This is a genomic window from Brevibacillus brevis, from assembly GCF_031583145.1.
Taxonomy (GTDB): Bacteria; Bacillota; Bacilli; order Brevibacillales; family Brevibacillaceae; genus Brevibacillus; species Brevibacillus brevis_E.
Genome location: NZ_CP134050.1, coordinates 1,064,099 through 1,079,126, shown reverse-complemented (window position 1 = coordinate 1,079,126; position 15,028 = coordinate 1,064,099). Strand labels below are relative to the sequence as shown.

15 protein-coding genes and 2 pseudogenes are annotated in these 15,028 nt (G+C 55.4%); 9 read left to right on the top strand and 8 right to left on the bottom strand.

Features of this window, described 5'->3' with window-relative positions:
• Nucleotides 1-40 precede the first annotated feature (40 nt).
• The 5 genes from RGB73_RS05480 (at nucleotide 41) to RGB73_RS05460 (ending at nucleotide 2,859) form a co-directional block, all read left to right on the top strand.
• Entirely contained in the window at nucleotides 41-838 is a 798-nt protein-coding gene (locus tag RGB73_RS05480; RefSeq protein ID WP_310769870.1) for an ABC transporter permease, read from the top strand.
• A gap of 1 nt (nucleotide 839) precedes the next feature.
• Nucleotides 840-1,625, top strand: a complete 786-nt coding sequence (locus RGB73_RS05475; RefSeq protein WP_310769868.1) for an ABC transporter ATP-binding protein — start codon at nucleotides 840-842, stop codon at nucleotides 1,623-1,625.
• A 146-nt stretch (nucleotides 1,626-1,771) separates the two neighbouring features.
• On the top strand, nucleotides 1,772-2,197 hold the full coding sequence (locus RGB73_RS05470; RefSeq protein WP_310769866.1) for a DUF2935 domain-containing protein: 426 nt from the start codon (nucleotides 1,772-1,774) through the stop codon (nucleotides 2,195-2,197).
• A gap of 8 nt (nucleotides 2,198-2,205) precedes the next feature.
• A complete protein-coding gene (locus tag RGB73_RS05465; protein WP_310769864.1) occupies nucleotides 2,206-2,544 on the top strand; it encodes a hypothetical protein in 339 nt (112 codons plus the stop codon).
• A 3-nt stretch (nucleotides 2,545-2,547) separates the two neighbouring features.
• Nucleotides 2,548-2,859: a hypothetical protein gene (locus tag RGB73_RS05460; RefSeq protein WP_310769863.1), complete on the top strand. Its 312-nt coding sequence runs from the start codon at nucleotides 2,548-2,550 to the stop codon at nucleotides 2,857-2,859.
• A 10-nt stretch (nucleotides 2,860-2,869) separates the two neighbouring features.
• Here RGB73_RS05460 and RGB73_RS05455 read toward each other — a convergent pair whose 3' ends face one another.
• The 5 genes from RGB73_RS05455 to RGB73_RS05435 form a co-directional block, all read right to left on the bottom strand.
• Nucleotides 2,870-4,315 (bottom strand): sensor histidine kinase, encoded by a 1,446-nt coding sequence (locus tag RGB73_RS05455; protein WP_310769862.1) that lies wholly within the window; start codon nucleotides 4,313-4,315, stop codon nucleotides 2,870-2,872.
• Nucleotides 4,315-5,010, bottom strand: coding sequence for a response regulator transcription factor (locus tag RGB73_RS05450; protein WP_310769861.1), 696 nt, complete (start codon nucleotides 5,008-5,010; stop codon nucleotides 4,315-4,317). Before RGB73_RS05450 ends, RGB73_RS05455 begins: the two co-directional genes overlap by 1 nt.
• A 481-nt stretch (nucleotides 5,011-5,491) precedes the next feature.
• Nucleotides 5,492-6,847 (bottom strand): branched-chain amino acid transport system II carrier protein, encoded by a 1,356-nt coding sequence (gene brnQ, locus RGB73_RS05445; protein ID WP_310769859.1) that lies wholly within the window; start codon nucleotides 6,845-6,847, stop codon nucleotides 5,492-5,494.
• Nucleotides 6,848-6,969: 122 nt separating this feature from the next.
• Entirely contained in the window at nucleotides 6,970-7,935 is a 966-nt protein-coding gene (locus RGB73_RS05440; protein ID WP_310769857.1) for a DNA-3-methyladenine glycosylase family protein, read from the bottom strand.
• A gap of 46 nt (nucleotides 7,936-7,981) precedes the next feature.
• Nucleotides 7,982-8,902 (bottom strand): proline dehydrogenase family protein, encoded by a 921-nt coding sequence (locus RGB73_RS05435; RefSeq protein ID WP_310769855.1) that lies wholly within the window; start codon nucleotides 8,900-8,902, stop codon nucleotides 7,982-7,984.
• A gap of 262 nt (nucleotides 8,903-9,164) precedes the next feature.
• On the opposite strand from RGB73_RS05435, the gene RGB73_RS05430 reads away from it, so the two are divergent.
• Genes RGB73_RS05430 through RGB73_RS05420 form a run of 3 tightly spaced genes read left to right on the top strand, consistent with a single transcriptional unit; the run spans nucleotide 9,165 to nucleotide 13,351 of the window.
• Entirely contained in the window at nucleotides 9,165-10,910 is a 1,746-nt protein-coding gene (locus tag RGB73_RS05430) for a sigma-54 interaction domain-containing protein (RefSeq protein ID WP_310769853.1), read from the top strand.
• On the top strand, nucleotides 10,901-12,043 hold the full coding sequence (locus RGB73_RS05425; RefSeq protein WP_310769851.1) for a winged helix-turn-helix domain-containing protein: 1,143 nt from the start codon (nucleotides 10,901-10,903) through the stop codon (nucleotides 12,041-12,043). Before RGB73_RS05430 ends, RGB73_RS05425 begins: the two co-directional genes overlap by 10 nt.
• A 60-nt stretch (nucleotides 12,044-12,103) precedes the next feature.
• Entirely contained in the window at nucleotides 12,104-13,351 is a 1,248-nt protein-coding gene (locus RGB73_RS05420; protein ID WP_310769849.1) for an MFS transporter, read from the top strand.
• A gap of 60 nt (nucleotides 13,352-13,411) precedes the next feature.
• Here RGB73_RS05420 and RGB73_RS30580 read toward each other — a convergent pair.
• The 3 genes and pseudogenes from RGB73_RS30580 to RGB73_RS05410 form a co-directional block, all read right to left on the bottom strand.
• Nucleotides 13,412-13,494: pseudogene (locus RGB73_RS30580) on the bottom strand (IS3 family transposase); the annotation flags it as partial.
• Nucleotides 13,495-13,576: 82 nt separating this feature from the next.
• Nucleotides 13,577-13,918, bottom strand: a pseudogene (locus RGB73_RS05415) (helix-turn-helix domain-containing protein); the annotation flags it as partial.
• 199 nt (nucleotides 13,919-14,117) lie between these two features.
• Nucleotides 14,118-14,735, bottom strand: a complete 618-nt coding sequence (locus RGB73_RS05410; RefSeq protein ID WP_310769848.1) for a PilZ domain-containing protein — start codon at nucleotides 14,733-14,735, stop codon at nucleotides 14,118-14,120.
• 117 nt (nucleotides 14,736-14,852) lie between these two features.
• Here RGB73_RS05410 and RGB73_RS05405 point away from each other — a divergent pair, with 117 nt between their 5' ends.
• Nucleotides 14,853-15,026 carry a DUF5325 family protein gene (locus tag RGB73_RS05405; protein WP_310769846.1) on the top strand — a complete coding sequence of 58 codons (174 nt, stop codon included), beginning with the start codon at nucleotides 14,853-14,855 and terminating at the stop codon, nucleotides 15,024-15,026.
• Nucleotides 15,027-15,028: the final 2 nt, after the last annotated feature.

The window sequence follows — 15,028 nt, the reverse complement described above, 5'->3', positions numbered from 1 at the left end:
GATAAGCACTTTCTACTTCAAGCAAAAATGAGGGATGACGATGTGGAAAAATGTCTTTACCCCGAATAAGGATATCGCCAAACCTCTTTATTCCGGGGCTGGAATCGCTACCTTTCTCATTCTGATCGCAGTCTGGTCCATCTTGAGCTACGGAGGACTCGTCAACCCGCTGTTCCTCCCTGCGCCGGACAAGATCATCAAAACGGCCATCTCCATGTTTCAAGGCGGTGAGATCTGGGCAGACATCGGTATCAGCTTTAGCCGGGTCGCACTCGGCTTCGTCATCGCTGCCCTGATCGGCGTACCGCTGGGAATGCTCATGGGGACCTTGCGCATCATGGAAGGAGCCTTTGAACCGATTATCGGCTTTATCCGCTACATGCCCGCCTCTGCCTTCATTCCCTTGTTCATTTTGTGGATCGGCCTCGGGGAAGGGGAAAAAATGGCCGTGATCTTCTTCGGGACCTTCTTCCAGCTGACGCTCATGGTGATGGACGTCACGAAAAACATCCAAAACGAGCTGATCGAAGTCTCCTATACCTTGGGGGCCAAAAAGCTCCAGCTCTTCAAACGGGTCATCCTCCCCGCCTCTCTGCCGGGGATCGTCGATACGCTGCGCATCACGTTCGGCTGGGCCTGGACGTATCTGGTGGTCGCCGAGCTCGTCGGCGCCTCGGACGGTCTCGGGTACATGATTATGCAGGCTTCTCGCTTCCTGAAGCCTGACAAAATCATCGTGGGAATTTTGATCATCGGGATATTGGGATTGATCATGGATTTGATTTTCAAAGCAGTCTATCGCGCATCTTTCTCCTGGATGAGAAAGGAAGGATCCTGAGATGACAACAACGCCAAAACTAGTCATAGACAATGTAGGGAAAGTATTTTCGACCAAAAGCGGCCAGGTGGTCGCCCTGGACCAGACATCGTTTTCCGTGGCCGAAGGGGAGTTCGTCACCATCCTGGGGCCTTCCGGGTGCGGGAAATCCACCATCCTCCGCGTCGTCGCGGGCTTGGAGGAGCCCTCCTCGGGGCACGTCTACCTGGATGGAAAGGAGATCAGCGGCCCTGGCCCGGACCGGGGAATGGTCTTTCAGTCGTACACGCTCTATCCGTGGCTGACGGTAAAGGACAACATCACGTTTGGACTGGATCTCAAAGGCTTTCCCAAAAAACAACAGGATGAGGTCGCGTACCACTATCTGGACCTGATCGGCCTGCAAGGCTTTGACAAGCATTATCCGATTCAGCTGTCCGGCGGGATGAAGCAGCGCGTGGCGATTGCCAGAGCCCTGGCCAACGATCCCGAAATCCTCCTCATGGACGAGCCGTTCGGGGCGCTGGATGCGCAGACGCGCACGATCATGCAGGAGATCCTGCTCAAAGTATGGGAAGAGTCGAAGAAAACGATCCTGTTCATCACCCATGATGTCGAGGAGTCCATCTTCCTGGGCGATTCCATCTACGTCATGACGGCAAGGCCGGGACGCCTCAAGAAGAACATCAAGGTGCCGCTGCCTCGTCCACGGGATTACCACAACAAGGACAGCGCAGAATTCCTGGCCTTGAAGCGGGAGCTGCTTGAGCTGATTCGCGAGGAAAGCTTGAAAGCAGCCAACCCGTAGAAACGCATCGGTAGGCAATGACATCGTGCAAAAAAACAGACTGTGCCAAACGGAGCTGGCGCGGTCTGTTTTGTTTTGCGTAACCTCCCTGGGCACCTGTGCATAGGCTACCGTGAAAATCGAATTTCGTGCAAAGGGGAATAGGCATGCGATTTTATTACGGTGAACAAATGCCGCTGCGGATTTTGGACGAAGGCGAGTTTTGGAAGCATCAGGAGGCAGAGCATACGGAGGTGATCCGGGCGCTCGTTCCCAATCTTGAGCCCCCGTTTGTGCAGGCGTTGAAAGAATGGGAACAGGCTTTGTCGCGCACGCAAGCCACGTTTGTCCAATATATCGAAACAGCCGTACGAGGCGGAGAGTATCTTCGGCCGGAGTTCTACAAGGACGTGCTGAAGCTCGTGCAGTTTGCCTTGGAGGAAAGCGAGCAATTTATTGTGCTGCTGAATCAGTTGGGGACCGAAAGTGAAGCATTGAAGCATAATCCGACGGCCATTACGGTTTTGAACCACATCCGCCGCGAATCGGAATATTTTATCGGAATCGCCCAGGCGCTGCTGTACAGGGAGTAGATTTCTGTGTGCACAAAAAGAGGCGGCATCAGCCGCCTTATATGGTAAACCCGGGGAGGGAAGTAGAGGATTCAAACGAACAAGTTGGCTGCTTGTCGTTCCTTCACGGTTACTGCTTGGTCGTATCAGTCGTGCCAGACTGGCTGGAAGTGCTGCCGCTGTCTGCACTGGAAGCTCCCGTGGAATCAGACGAGCCAGCTTTGGCATTGCTGTCCGTACTGCTTCCGCTGTCACTGGATGTGGAAGATCCAGTCGACGAGGAGCTGGAGCTGTCAGACGAACCCGAGGTCGCGTCAGAGCCGCCTGTCGAGTCGGAGCTGCCTGTAGCAGCATCAGGTGAAGATTGATCTTTGGAAACCGAACTGTCGGTCGATTGGCTATTGGTGTTGGTGGAGCTCTCCGGTGTGGTTGCGCTGCCTCCGTCTTGTTGTGTTGCCGGCTCTGGAGTGCTGCCCGTATTGCTGGAGCAAGCGACCAGACTGCCGGACAAGAGCAAGGCGACAGCTGCGATGGAAACCCATCTCTTCTTCATGTTCATTCCCCTTTCTTTCCGAGTGCTTTGTGACTCTCTCTTCGGTCACAACTACATGGTAACGGTCAAAGATAACCATTCTGTGAGGGAAATGGGAAAAAACCATGAGCAAAGTATGAAAAAAGTATGACCATCCCAGCCTAACCGGATTGCCGGTACGCGCCAACAGTGGGCAGCCAGACGGTAAATGTGCTTCCCTGGCCCAGCTCGCTCTCGACGCTCCACTTTCCATCGTGCAGCTCTACCAGCTCTTTGACGATGGCCAGCCCCAGGCCAGTCCCCTTGTTGTTTTTGGAACGTCCCCGGTCTACTTTGAAAAACCGCTCCCAGATGCGATTCAAGTCGTCCTGGGAAATGCCGATGCCCGTATCGCTCACCTGAATCCGCACGTACGGCTCCTCCGCTGCGGCCGTCAAGCGAATTTCTCCATGCTCGGTAAACTTCACGGCATTTTTTACGAAATTTTTCAAAATTTGGGCCACCCGATCGCGGTCCGCATAAATTTTCGGAAGGCCGTCTTCCGTCTCGACCTTGATCGTCAGCCCTTTTTCCTCGGCCTCCGCGCGGAATGAGAACGCGACTTTGTTCATCACGTCCGCCACGTCCACCGGAAACTTCGCCAAGTTGACTTCGTTGTTTTCCAGCTTCATCAGGTCCATCAAATCGTCGACCAGGCGATTGACCTGCATCGTCTCCGTGTACATCACGGCATAATACTTTTGCCGCGCCTCCTCGTCCTCGACCAAGCCGTCCTGGAGGGCCTCCAGAAAGCCTTGCATGGCCGTCAAGGGCGTGCGCAGCTCATGCGAGACATTGGCGAGGAAATCGCTTCGCACCTGCTCCAGATGGTACCGCTCCTGCTCGACCTTCTCGAGCTTTTCCGCCATCGTGTTGATCGTCTGCGCCAAATCGCTGATCTCATCCGAGGTATCGACGCGGACGCGCTCGGTGTAGTTGCCCCGCCCGATCTCCGCCGCCGTTCGCTCGATGGTCCGGAGCGGCCTGGAGATCGACCAGGACAAATAGGAGACCATCGCCGTGGAAAGGAGCACACCAAACAGCGTCGCCCAGAGAATCGTCTCGCGCATCTGTGCAAATGTGCGCTCGATCCCTTCGATAGGGGCATGCAAAATGATACCGCCGTACACCTTCTCGCCCTCTCCCCACGGCACGGAGACGGACAGCATCGGGTCTTCCAATCCTTCGATCTGCAGCTCGGTGACGGCGTTTTTGCCTTTCAGCACGTTGTCCGCAATCGAGACCGCTACCGACTTGCCGGTAAACACTTCGTCCTTCATCGAGGTCGCCACGATTTTGCCCTGCTCGTTGAACAGCCAGATCCGCGTATCGAACGCTTCGTCCAGCATCGCCAGCTTGTCGAGCAGCGCCTTATTGACCTTATTGCTGTCGTGGATGGCGACGTTCACTTTTTTGGCCATCCTGAGCATTTCTTCTTCCTTGGAATCGTAAATGTACTCCCGTGCAAAAAAGGCGATGAGCAGGCCGGAGATGCCCAGCCCGAGCAGTACGGTGGCCAGAAAGCTGAACAGCAGGCGGCGGAAGATGCTTTTCGACGTCCCCAGCATCAGTTTTCCACCCCAAACTTGTAGCCGATCCCCCATACCGTATGAATGCAGTCGTACGGCAGCTTCTCCAGCCGCTGCCGGATCTTTTTGATGTGCACATCGACGGTGCGCACGTCGCCGAAATAGTCAAAACCCCATACCTGTTCCAGCAGCTGCTCCCGCGAGAACACGCTGCCCGGCGACTTGGCCAGCTGCACCAGGAGGTCAAACTCCTTGGGCCGGAAGCTGATCTTCTCCCCTGCCGCCACTACTTCGCGTTTGTCCACATCGATGGTCAGCTGGTCAAAGTCGAGCGGTTTGGACACTTCTTCCGGAGCCTTTCCTTTCGGCTGCATGCGCCGGAGGATGGCCCGAATCCGCGCCACCAGCTCGCGTGGACTGAACGGCTTGGTCACGTAGTCATCCGCGCCGAGCTCCAGCCCGAGCACGCGGTCTATTTCTTCATCTTTCGCCGTCAGCATGATGATGGGCGTATCCCACTTCTTGCGGATTTCCCGACAAGCCTCGAAGCCATCCATTTGCGGCATCATCACATCGAGGATCACCATGTCCGGCGTTTCCTTTTCCATCATGTCTATAGCCTCTTGACCGTCGCTCGCGACGACCAGGTCGATTTGCTGCTTGGAAAAATACAGGCGAATAATTTCGCGTACATTCGGATCGTCATCTGCTACCAAAACCTTTGTAGGTGCCAAAGCCGACAACCTCCTTTTTCGAAAAGCTTGGCTGATCGCCACATCCGTAAGCGAATTAGAGAACCCGGCTACGCCATGCCTTTTGGCAGAGCCGCGGTTGCCCTCATACTGGATAGGAATTTGTAAATTCCTATCTGTATAAAAAAACACATGCGCAAATCAGCGGATGGCGACGCGGCCAATCCGTTCTGATCCAGGAACCTCCTGCTGCCAGAGTCATTGCAGGCCGTTTCCTCTGCATGTTGCCGTCCAGAACACAGGCTTTTTCCTATGGTACCACAGATGCGTGTGATTGTGGACGGATGGAAGTCCTAGCTAGCTGGAACTAAAAGGAAGGCGGCCCGTGCATTCCCTCCATCATCAGCTTCTTTTCCATGGAGAACCGTTGGATGAAAGCATGCGTGGAAACCGGACGTAGCTTCTGCCTCTAAAAGAAAAAGCCGGGGAACACTCCCCGACTTTTACCTGTTTCATTCTATTTTTACGTATTGCTCGGCTTCTCGCGATAGGTTTCTTGGTTCCCTTGGCGCTTGGGCCGCAGGCTTCCCCACAAAAATCCGAGCAGCGCCCCTGCGATGGAAGGCAGGAGCCAACCGATTCCTTCCTTATACAACGGCAGATGCCCGTATACATCCGTGATGGCCGAAACCGGCAGTCCCATCATCGACGCTCCGTCTACCAGGCTGATCGCGGCAGTCACGACGATCGCCCCGATGTATACCGAGGAGTACCCTTTGAACAGCTTGTGGAAAAACGACAGCAGCATCAGCACGATCGCGATCGGATAAATCGCCATCAGCACCGGTACGGAAAACGCGATCAGCTGGGTCAGCCCGACGTTTGCCACAGCCGCACTGAACACGCTGAGAATGGCCGCCATCGTCCGGTATGAAATGGCTGGGAAAAGATCCGAGAAGAAACGGCCGCATGCGGTTACCAGGCCGACCGACGTCGTCAGGCACGCCAGCGTCACGGCCAAGCCGAGCAGCATGGACCCGAGTGGCCCGAACAAATGCTGGACGACTCCGTTCAAGATCTGCCCCCCGTTCTCGGACTGCCCCAGGGAGATGCTGGTCGCTCCCATATAGCTGAGAGCGAGGTACACAAGCCCCAGACCCGCAGCCGCGATCACTGCCGCCTTGATTGTCGAGATCGTGATTTTCTTGCGGTCCGTCACTCCTACCGCCTGCACCGAAGCGGTCACGACGATTCCGAATACCATCGCCGCCAGCGCGTCGAGCGTCAAATACCCTTCCAGGAAGCCCTTGATGAACGGAGTTGATTGATAGGCTCCCGTCGGCTGCCCCATGTCGCCGATCGGGTTCAGCAAGGTGCCGACGAACATCACCCCGATGATGATCAGCAGCGCCGGAGTCAAAACCTTCCCGATCCGATCGACCAGCTTGGACGGATTCAGGCAAAGCCAGTAGGTGAGCGCAAAATAGACAATGGTCGTAAGGAACAGCGGCAACCAGCTACCCTTTGCCGACTCTGGCAAAAACGGCGCGACGCCCATTTCAAAGGTAACAGTGCCGGTCCGTGGGATTGCCATGAAAGGCCCGATGGCCAAATATACGATAAATGTGAAAATTCCAGCGAAAACAGGGTGTACTCTCCCCGCCAGCGTCTGCAAGTTTCCTCCGCCGAGTCCTACCGCAATGACTCCCATCAGCGGCAAGCCCACTCCCGTTATAATAAAACCGAGCATCGCGGTCCACACATCAGTGCCCGCGGCTTGTCCCAAAGCCGGTGGAAAAATCATATTGCCCGCTCCGAAGAACAGCGCAAACAGCATGAGTCCGACAGTAATGGTTTCTCTCGTTGATAATTCTCTCATGTTGATTCCTTTCATGTTTTTAATAATCATAAATTTTTATTTATTATAGACGAATCTCCCCTCAAACAACAACTTTCTTTTTTTTCTAAACGATCGAGTGGTGGTTCAGGAAACGCCAAGCACTACTCCCATACCTCTTTTCTTCTGACAGCTCCCACCGCTTCCCAAATGTACAGCGAATACAAGCTTCGCCACGGCGTCCACGCAGCGCCGATACGACGAATCTCCTTTTCGTCCGGCTTGTCCGCGAGGCCGAAGACCAGCTGCAGTCCGTTTCGCAGACCGATGTCTGCTGCCGGAAGCAGATCCGGACGGCCCATGCCGAACATCATGAGGCACTCGACGGTCCATCTGCCGATCCCTCTGAGCGACGTCAAATACGCGACGATCTCTTCGTCCTCCATCTGCCACAGCCGGTCCAGATCGATCGTGCCGTTGACGATGGCACGCGCGTAGTCGATGATGTATTCCGCTTTGCGCTGGCTGAATTGCAGCGGTCGCAAATCGTCCGGCTCCAGCCTGGCGACGGCTTCCTCCGTGGGGAACGCCATAAAGGTGCGGCCATCCGTGTCTTCCATCATATCGCCCGCGAGCTCCAGCAGGCGCTGAGTAAGCGAAGCGGCAAACGCCAGGTTGATTTGCTGGCCGATGATGGTCTTGACCATCGATTGAAACAGGTCGGAATCCAGAAAAAAGCGCAGCCCGCGGAACCGCTCCGTCAGCACCGCCATCTCCGGGCTTTGGCGCATATGCTCATAAACGGGCGTCAGATCCTGATCGGCGCTGAACATGTGCCGGACGGTTTTCTCCAGAAGCTGCTGCTCCGCGGGCGAAAGTGTCGCCTCTGTATTCAGTCGAATTACGGGCTCCTCCGTCGATCCGGCAAACTGCAGACTCGCGAGTACGGGGCGAGTCCCGACGCGAAATGCGCGCCGCAGCGTGCTCGCTTCTGTATCAACGAACAGCTGAGGATCAGGGTGGGTCTCCAAACGGCGCAGCAGCCGTTCAAACGAATAGGGGGGGACGAGAGAAATGACAGTCGAATGCAAGAGCATCGCACCTTCCTCGATTTTTTCCCATCGTAACACAAAACACCCCCGAATCTCATCCGAAGGTGTTTGCAATCTTGCCTTTTTACTTGGTGAACATGCCTTTCAGCACAAATTTCACATTGGCCGGGCTCTCGGCCAGGCGACGCATGAAGTAGCCGTACCAATCGTTCCCGTAAGGCACGTAGACGCGCATTTTATAGCCTTCGCGAGCCAGATCGATCTGGGACTGGGTGCGGATGCCGAACAGCATCTGGAACTCGAACTGGGTGCGCGGGATATTGTGTTCGACGGCCAGCTTTTTGACGTATTCGATGATGGCGTCGTCATGAGTGGCGACCGCCGCGTATCCGCCATTGAGCAAGTGCTGCTTGATGATTTTTTTGTAGTTTTCGTCTACGTCCGGCTTGTTCGGGTAAGCGACTTCCGGAGACTCCTTGTACGCTCCCTTTACGAGGCGGAAGTTGACCTTTTTGTCCTTGAGGCTTTCGATGTCATCGGACGCCTTGTACAGGTACGCCTGAATTACGGTACCGACGTTCTGGTACTCTTCCAAAAGCTCGTTTAAAATCTCCATGGTGACGTGATTGTGCGCGTAGTCCTCCATGTCGATCCGCACGAAGATATTGCCGTTTTTCTTTGCTGCATCCAGAATGCGCCGCATATTGCTCATGCACAGATCGCGGCTGATGTCGAGACCGAGCGAAGTCATTTTCAGCGACAGGTTGCAGTCTACGCCGGATTGGTGGATCGCCTCCAGCGTCTTGATGCAATAGTCGGCCGATTCGTTCGCTTCCTCTACGCTGAAGACGAACTCGCCCAAATGGTCCAGCGTGCAGACCAGGCCCTTCTGATTCAACTCGCGGACGGCCTTGATCGCCTCCGCAATGGTTTCTCCCGATACGAAACGGCTCGCTCCAAAGCGCAATCCCCATTTTTTCGCGGCCGCGTTCAGCGTTTTGTTTTTGGATAAGAATAAAAAGAAATCCTTCATCGCTTGTTCCATCGTTGACTGTCTCCTCCTCAACGTACTCTGCTCCCTTCTTCTAGCACAATCCGTGCCAAAATAATTTTTCTCCAAAAGAAACTGGACATTTCTCATTCGTATCAGAAAGTTGCCTGTTCATTCTCGAAAGCGGGCCCAAAACAGCAAAAGAGATTAAACACATATGTACAGCTTGTGTCTATTCTTGTACACTTTTGACTAGAAACTACTGAAGATCAGACAGGGATGAGTCCTACAATTCGTTTGGATGGGGAGTGATTGTTTGAAACCGCTATTTTCTCTCGGGGGGGAAGTGTCCTCGCTGGCCGCTCCGGTCAATCCTGACGCTATCACAATACGCGCGGGCGAAACGGAAGGTGTGTGGCAAAACGGGGCGCAGAGCGTGAGGGCCATTGCAGTGAATCAGCGCACGACACTGGATGAGATCAGCAAGCAACTGGCCCTTGCGGCGAACGATGCGGAGATCCCCGCCCTCGTGACTGTCGACGACGATGGCACTCCGACAGGCATCATCACGCCCGGCCAGCTTCTTGCTGCGTTTCTCGCCCTGACGCAAAACCAGTCGGTTCTGCTGGGGACCCTGATGGATACGATGAGCGAAGCCGTGACGATCGTCGACTCGCGCAATGTCGTCCAGTACTGGAACCGGGCGGCGGAAAAGATCTACGAGATCGATCGTGCCGGGGTGCTCGGGACTGCGCTGGACGAGCACTTCGCCAGCGAATCGATCCGCCTGCTGGACGCTCTGCGCCAAGGGACGTCCGTCCATCGCGTATACCACATTCCCCGACCGGACAGCCACGTGCTGATCAATGCCGCTCCGATTCTGCTCGAGGGCGATATCATCGGGGCGATTTCCATCGAGCAGGACATCACCGAGCTCGTCAGACTCAATGAGGAGCTGGCCCACACGACCGCCCATCTGCACACGCTGCAGCAGGAAATGAGCCGCTTCCAGGCTGCGGACGATCCGTTCTACGCGATCAAGGGGCATTCGGCCTCCATCCAGTCGGCCATCTCGTCCGCGCAAAAAGTGGCACAGACCGACGCGACCGTGCTGATCTACGGGGAGAGCGGCGTAGGCAAGGAGCTGTTTGCCAAGGCGATCCATCAGGCGAGCCGGCGACGGGAAAAGCCATTTATCGCCATCAACTGCGGAGCCATCCCGGCGGCCTTGTTTGAGAGCGAGCTGTTCGGCTACCAGGGAGGGGCCTTCACCGGCGCCGAGAAGAAAGGAAAGCCCGGAAAGCTGGAGCTGGCGCACGGCGGCACCTTGTTTCTCGATGAAATCGGGGAGCTTCCCCTGGAGCTGCAGGTCAAGCTGCTGCGCGCTCTGCAGGAGAAGCAATTTTACCGCGTGGGCGGAACGGAACCGATCACCGTCAACACGCGGATCGTCGCTGCCACGAACCGCCAGCTGGAGCAGATGGTGGCAGACGGAAGATTTCGTGAAGATCTCTACTACCGGCTCAACGTCTTTTCCCTGGAAATTCCGCCGCTGCGTGAACGGCGGGAGGACCTTCCGGAGCTCGTGCAAATATTCATTCAGGAGTACTCCGTGATCCATGAGCAGCCCGTTCCCCGGATCGCTCCCGAGGTCATGCAGGCGCTGTTCGATTACAGCTGGCCGGGCAACATTCGCCAGCTGCGCAACGTCATCGAGCGATTGTCCATCCTGCAGGAAAACGGCGCGATTCAGCCGGAGCATCTTCCGTCGGCCATCCGCTCGCAGCACGCGGCAGAGTCGGGCAGAGGCTTTCCATCGGCCGCCTTTCCACTGCAAGCAGCGCCACCGTCCGCCAGCCATGCCTCTGGGCCGCAGGCGGGAGCGCCCTTCTTCCCCGCGCCTGCTCCGGCAGCATCGGAGCGAGAGCGCATCGCAGCCGCACTGGCACGCACGTACGGCAACAAAAAGGCGGCGGCCGAGCTGCTCGGCATCTCGCGCGGAACGTTGTACAACAAGATGAAAAAATACGATTTGCGTGAGGAGTCATTCAAATGGGGATGATCTCATGGTCCGACGAGTCGTTTCAGGTCCATTACGCCGATGAGACCGTTACTTTGTTGCCGAAGGAATACGCCTTGCTCCACTATTTGTTCACCTGGAGAAACCGGACGTTTTCCCGGGAAGAACTGCTGGACCGGGTGTGGCCGCTCGAGGACCCGACAGACCGGACCGTCGACGACCACATCTACCGGCTGCGCCGCAAGCTGCACAAATGGTCGCATCTGTTTACCATCGATACCGTGCGCGGAGTGGGGTACCGGCTGACGTGGAAGCAGTATCAGCCGCCCAAGCCGTCAGACCTCAATCGCGACTTCTCTGACCACCTCCGCAGACTGCTGGAGACGTATCACGGCATGGGGATGGGCGCTGCCATGCAGACGCTGGCCGCCAATCAGGACGTGCTCGGGTTTTCCCTGGATCCTTATTACGACAAGTACCTGCATTTTATTCGCGGCAATTTTGCCTGGTTTGTGGAGAATTCGTCCGTCCCGATGCCGGAGAAGCTGTTTTATCTGTTCCATATATACTACATGGCGGTGACCGATCCCTTGCAGGCACTCGGCTTGTTTAAACGGATCGAGCCTCTTTTTGCGCAGATGCCTTCTCTGTTTCACGATGAGATGCAAATCGTTGCGGTGGGATTGTACGCGATGGCCGGTTTGCACGAGGAAGCCGAAGCGCAGTTGGCGAAGGCCCGACCGATTGTGGAGAACCTCCGCTCCGACAGCTTTACCCTCTTCCTGCAAGCCCAACAGGCTCTGCTCGCGCTCCTGTCCGATCGGCTGGACGAGGCGGAAGAGCTGCTCCGGCTTTCTGCCGAGAAGCTGCAAATGGTCCCGATGCAGCGTGAACTGGGCAGCTTCACCATCTACCGGGGGATCTGCCTGTACCGGCGGGGAGAGCGCACGAGGGCGCGGCAGCTGGTTGACGAAGGGATCGAAGTCGTTCGTGCGACGAAATTCGTTCCTCATTTGATCTACGGAATCCATACCATCCAGTTTTTCCTGCGTACCTTCGCCTGCGATGAAGAATGGCGGCGAAAATACGATAAGCTGTGGTCAGAGCTGAAAGCCGAGTACCGGCTGGGGGAACTCGAGAGATCGATCCTCTCCCTCGTCGCAAGAGCCGTTTGATATTCCTCTGACAAATCCCTCTTATCATCGAAGGAGAAACTTTCGACGGAGGGATTCAAAATGCTCAGGGAAAACAAAACCTTTCGCATATTGTTCTTTGCCTACGGACTGTCTACGCTCGGCGACTGGTTCGATTTTATTGCGGTGTCGATCTTGCTCGGCTTCGTCTGGCAGGCTGATCCGATGACGATGGCGCTTTTGCCGATCGCTTACGCTGCGCCCGGGATCGTCCTGGGGCAGGTCGCGGGAGTGCTGGCCGACCGCGTAGACAAGGTCAGGCTGATGATCGTCATGGATGTCGTACAGGCAGGCTCCACCCTGCTTCTGCTTGCCATGCCCGATCCTGCCTCGTTTTTGCTGGTCATCGCCTTGCGTTCATGCGCCTCGGTGTTCAACGATCCTGCCCAGCAGACGTTGACGCGGCAGGTCGTACCAGAGCTGCAGCTCATGCAGGCGACCTCCCTGAACGGGGCCGTCATGCAGGCGGGCAAGCTGATCGGCCCCTTGGTCGGCGGCATCGTCGCGGCGTTTTATGCACCTGCCGTCTGCCTCATGATCAATGCCGGCAGCTTCTTGCTTTCCGCTGTCCTGCTCCTGACGATTCGGCATGCCGACAGGCGGACTGCCCAGGCTTCTGCACGCCTCCGCCAAAAAGCCGTCCCGCTTCATGAATCGTGGCGGGAAGGCTGGGCAGTCTTTTTGCAAAACCGGATCCTTTTGCTCAGTACAATCTTTTCCCTGTGCGCCATGATGGCGATCCAGCTGGCGGACGCGCAGTTGCCGGTTATCTTTCGGGAAAAACTCCCCCGCCATCCGGAAATGGTCGGCTATACGGTCAGCGTTATCGGCTTCGGCGCCTTGTGCACCATCACGTGGCTGCACCGTCTCCGCGAGCTGCGCTCGTACGGCTGGATACTGGGCAGCGGCGTCTTCCTGATCGGCGTCTGCTTTGCGTGGATCGCCCTGTATGAGCCGGCGGAAAGCCGGTATTGGCTGCTTGTCGCCGCTTTGTTCGGCGGGGTCGGCACCGGGCTGACGACGGTCGGCAGCAATTACCTCGTGCAAAAGGAAACCCCGCCGGAAGCACTCGGGAGAGTCCGCGGGATTATCGACTCGCTGACCAGCGCGACGTTTATCATGGCCCCGCTCCTGGGCGGCTGGCTGATGACAGCATGGAGTCCCAGCCCCGCCTTCCTGGCGGTAGGTTTCGCCATCGCGGCGATCGGCGCCTTTGCCCTGCTGTTCCAACGGGCTATCTGGGGAGCGCGGAGGGCCAAAGAACACGGCGTTTCGAGGCAGGCCGGATAAAGTCCTGGCCGCTCCCGCAACAAGTATGTTTAACAGAGCCTATATTAAGGGACTTGAAGTTTAGGCTGCTGACAAAAGATGATTCCTGTCTGCACAGGAGTCATCTTTTTGCGTTCCCATTGATATCTGTGGTTAGTGTAATAGCGAATGAACAGATCTTTGTTGTTTATCAGAATTCTGTGATTGCGAAGGGTATCGGTGTATGTGAAGTATGATTCATTTTTTTCACTTTTGCAGGGAACTCTGTAATTGTTTGATATCGCTGACGGGAGGCAATCCAAACATTCTTCTATATTCACGACTGAACTGAGACGGGCTCTCATAGCCAACTCTAAATCCTGCTTCAGCTGCATCTATCGTTTCTGATAATAAAAGACGCCTTGCCTCCAGAAGCCGGATCTTCTTTTGATATTGTAGAGGACTCATTGCGGCCACTGCTTTGAAATGGCGGAATAGCGACGCAGGGCTCATATGAATGGAATGCGCTAACTCTTCGATATGAAGAGGGGCAGCATAATTGTTTTTGATCTGATTAATTACTCTAACGATACGCTGCATGTTGCTTCCATTTTATTATCACAGAACATTTCCAATCAAGTAAGCGTCGCGACGCACGTTCCTGCCCGTCGGACGGCTTCCTTTCTTGCTGCTTTGCCGGTGCGACTCCGGCAGCATTTTCCTGGCGTGACTTTGGCTATACCCTTTCGCGTTTTTGGCAAACAAAAAAATTGGCCCTCATCGAACCAATTCCTCAGGATGTGTCTCTTTATACTTTGACTTTTCTGCGCTCCTCGATTTGCCGCTGCAAGAGGTATTTGCGCAGGTTGTGGAAGTGTCTGGCGTTGATCGCCTGAATCGTACATCCGAACAAATAATGCGAGCCCTGTGTCCTCTCGTGGATGACCTTGAGCTCCGTCTTGATCACGCCATCCGGCCTGTTGCGCCCGTACAACTCGACTGAAAAATGGATGGGCTGCTCCTCGGGGACGGGCTTGTCAGAGCGAAACGCCAGTCCTCCCAGACTCAAATTGACCAGATCAACCATCTGGCTGTACACGGAAAAAAGCGAGTCCGGCTCTTGCGTGGGATACTGAATCCATCCTTTTACATCCATGTCAAACCGCGGATAACGGCGCCGTTGCTCGCGAAACTCGACAATCGTGGGCGAATGGAACAGGAAGAGACGATTGCTTTCCTTGGCTACGACTACCGCTTCAAAATTGCTGATCGTATCGTAGTCCGTGGCCAGCAAGCAAGGGAGCTGATCGCCCACCGTCACATCCACCTGACAGGGAAAGACGGCCTCGATCAAATCCCCTTCCTCGTACGTCACGTTTCCTTCCAAGATCCGATTGCCTCTTTTAATTTGTAAAATGCTTTCCATCTGCGGTCTCCACCACTTCGCACAATATTTTACCGGGTTTGCAAATTCTTTACCTGGATGTATTTCGCGGAAAATAAGGTATAATGGGAACATTGACAGATAGGAGGTTACAGTCCGATGAATCGTTATCAAATGGTAACATTAGCTCTGGCAATTTGCGTAACCGCCTGTCTCATCGGAGTGGGCATTGCCATCGGGGAGAAAAGTCCCCTCGGTATCCTTGGCTGTATCATCGTTGCCTTCTCTTTGATGGGATATGGCTTTTCGTACAAGCGCAAGCATTTGCGCTGACC

Coding starts and splice junctions, on each gene's coding strand:
- brnQ (WP_310769859.1), bottom strand. CDS start 6,847: ATGAGAGAATTATCAACGAGAGAAACCATTACTGTCGGACTCATGCTG.
- RGB73_RS05470 (WP_310769866.1), top strand. CDS start 1,772: ATGCGATTTTATTACGGTGAACAAATGCCGCTGCGGATTTTGGACGAA.
- RGB73_RS05405 (WP_310769846.1), top strand. CDS start 14,853: ATGAATCGTTATCAAATGGTAACATTAGCTCTGGCAATTTGCGTAACC.
- RGB73_RS05420 (WP_310769849.1), top strand. CDS start 12,104: ATGCTCAGGGAAAACAAAACCTTTCGCATATTGTTCTTTGCCTACGGA.
- RGB73_RS05425 (WP_310769851.1), top strand. CDS start 10,901: ATGGGGATGATCTCATGGTCCGACGAGTCGTTTCAGGTCCATTACGCC.
- RGB73_RS05480 (WP_310769870.1), top strand. CDS start 41: ATGTGGAAAAATGTCTTTACCCCGAATAAGGATATCGCCAAACCTCTT.
- RGB73_RS05435 (WP_310769855.1), bottom strand. CDS start 8,902: ATGGAACAAGCGATGAAGGATTTCTTTTTATTCTTATCCAAAAACAAA.
- RGB73_RS05475 (WP_310769868.1), top strand. CDS start 840: ATGACAACAACGCCAAAACTAGTCATAGACAATGTAGGGAAAGTATTT.
- RGB73_RS05455 (WP_310769862.1), bottom strand. CDS start 4,315: ATGCTGGGGACGTCGAAAAGCATCTTCCGCCGCCTGCTGTTCAGCTTT.
- RGB73_RS05410 (WP_310769848.1), bottom strand. CDS start 14,735: ATGGAAAGCATTTTACAAATTAAAAGAGGCAATCGGATCTTGGAAGGA.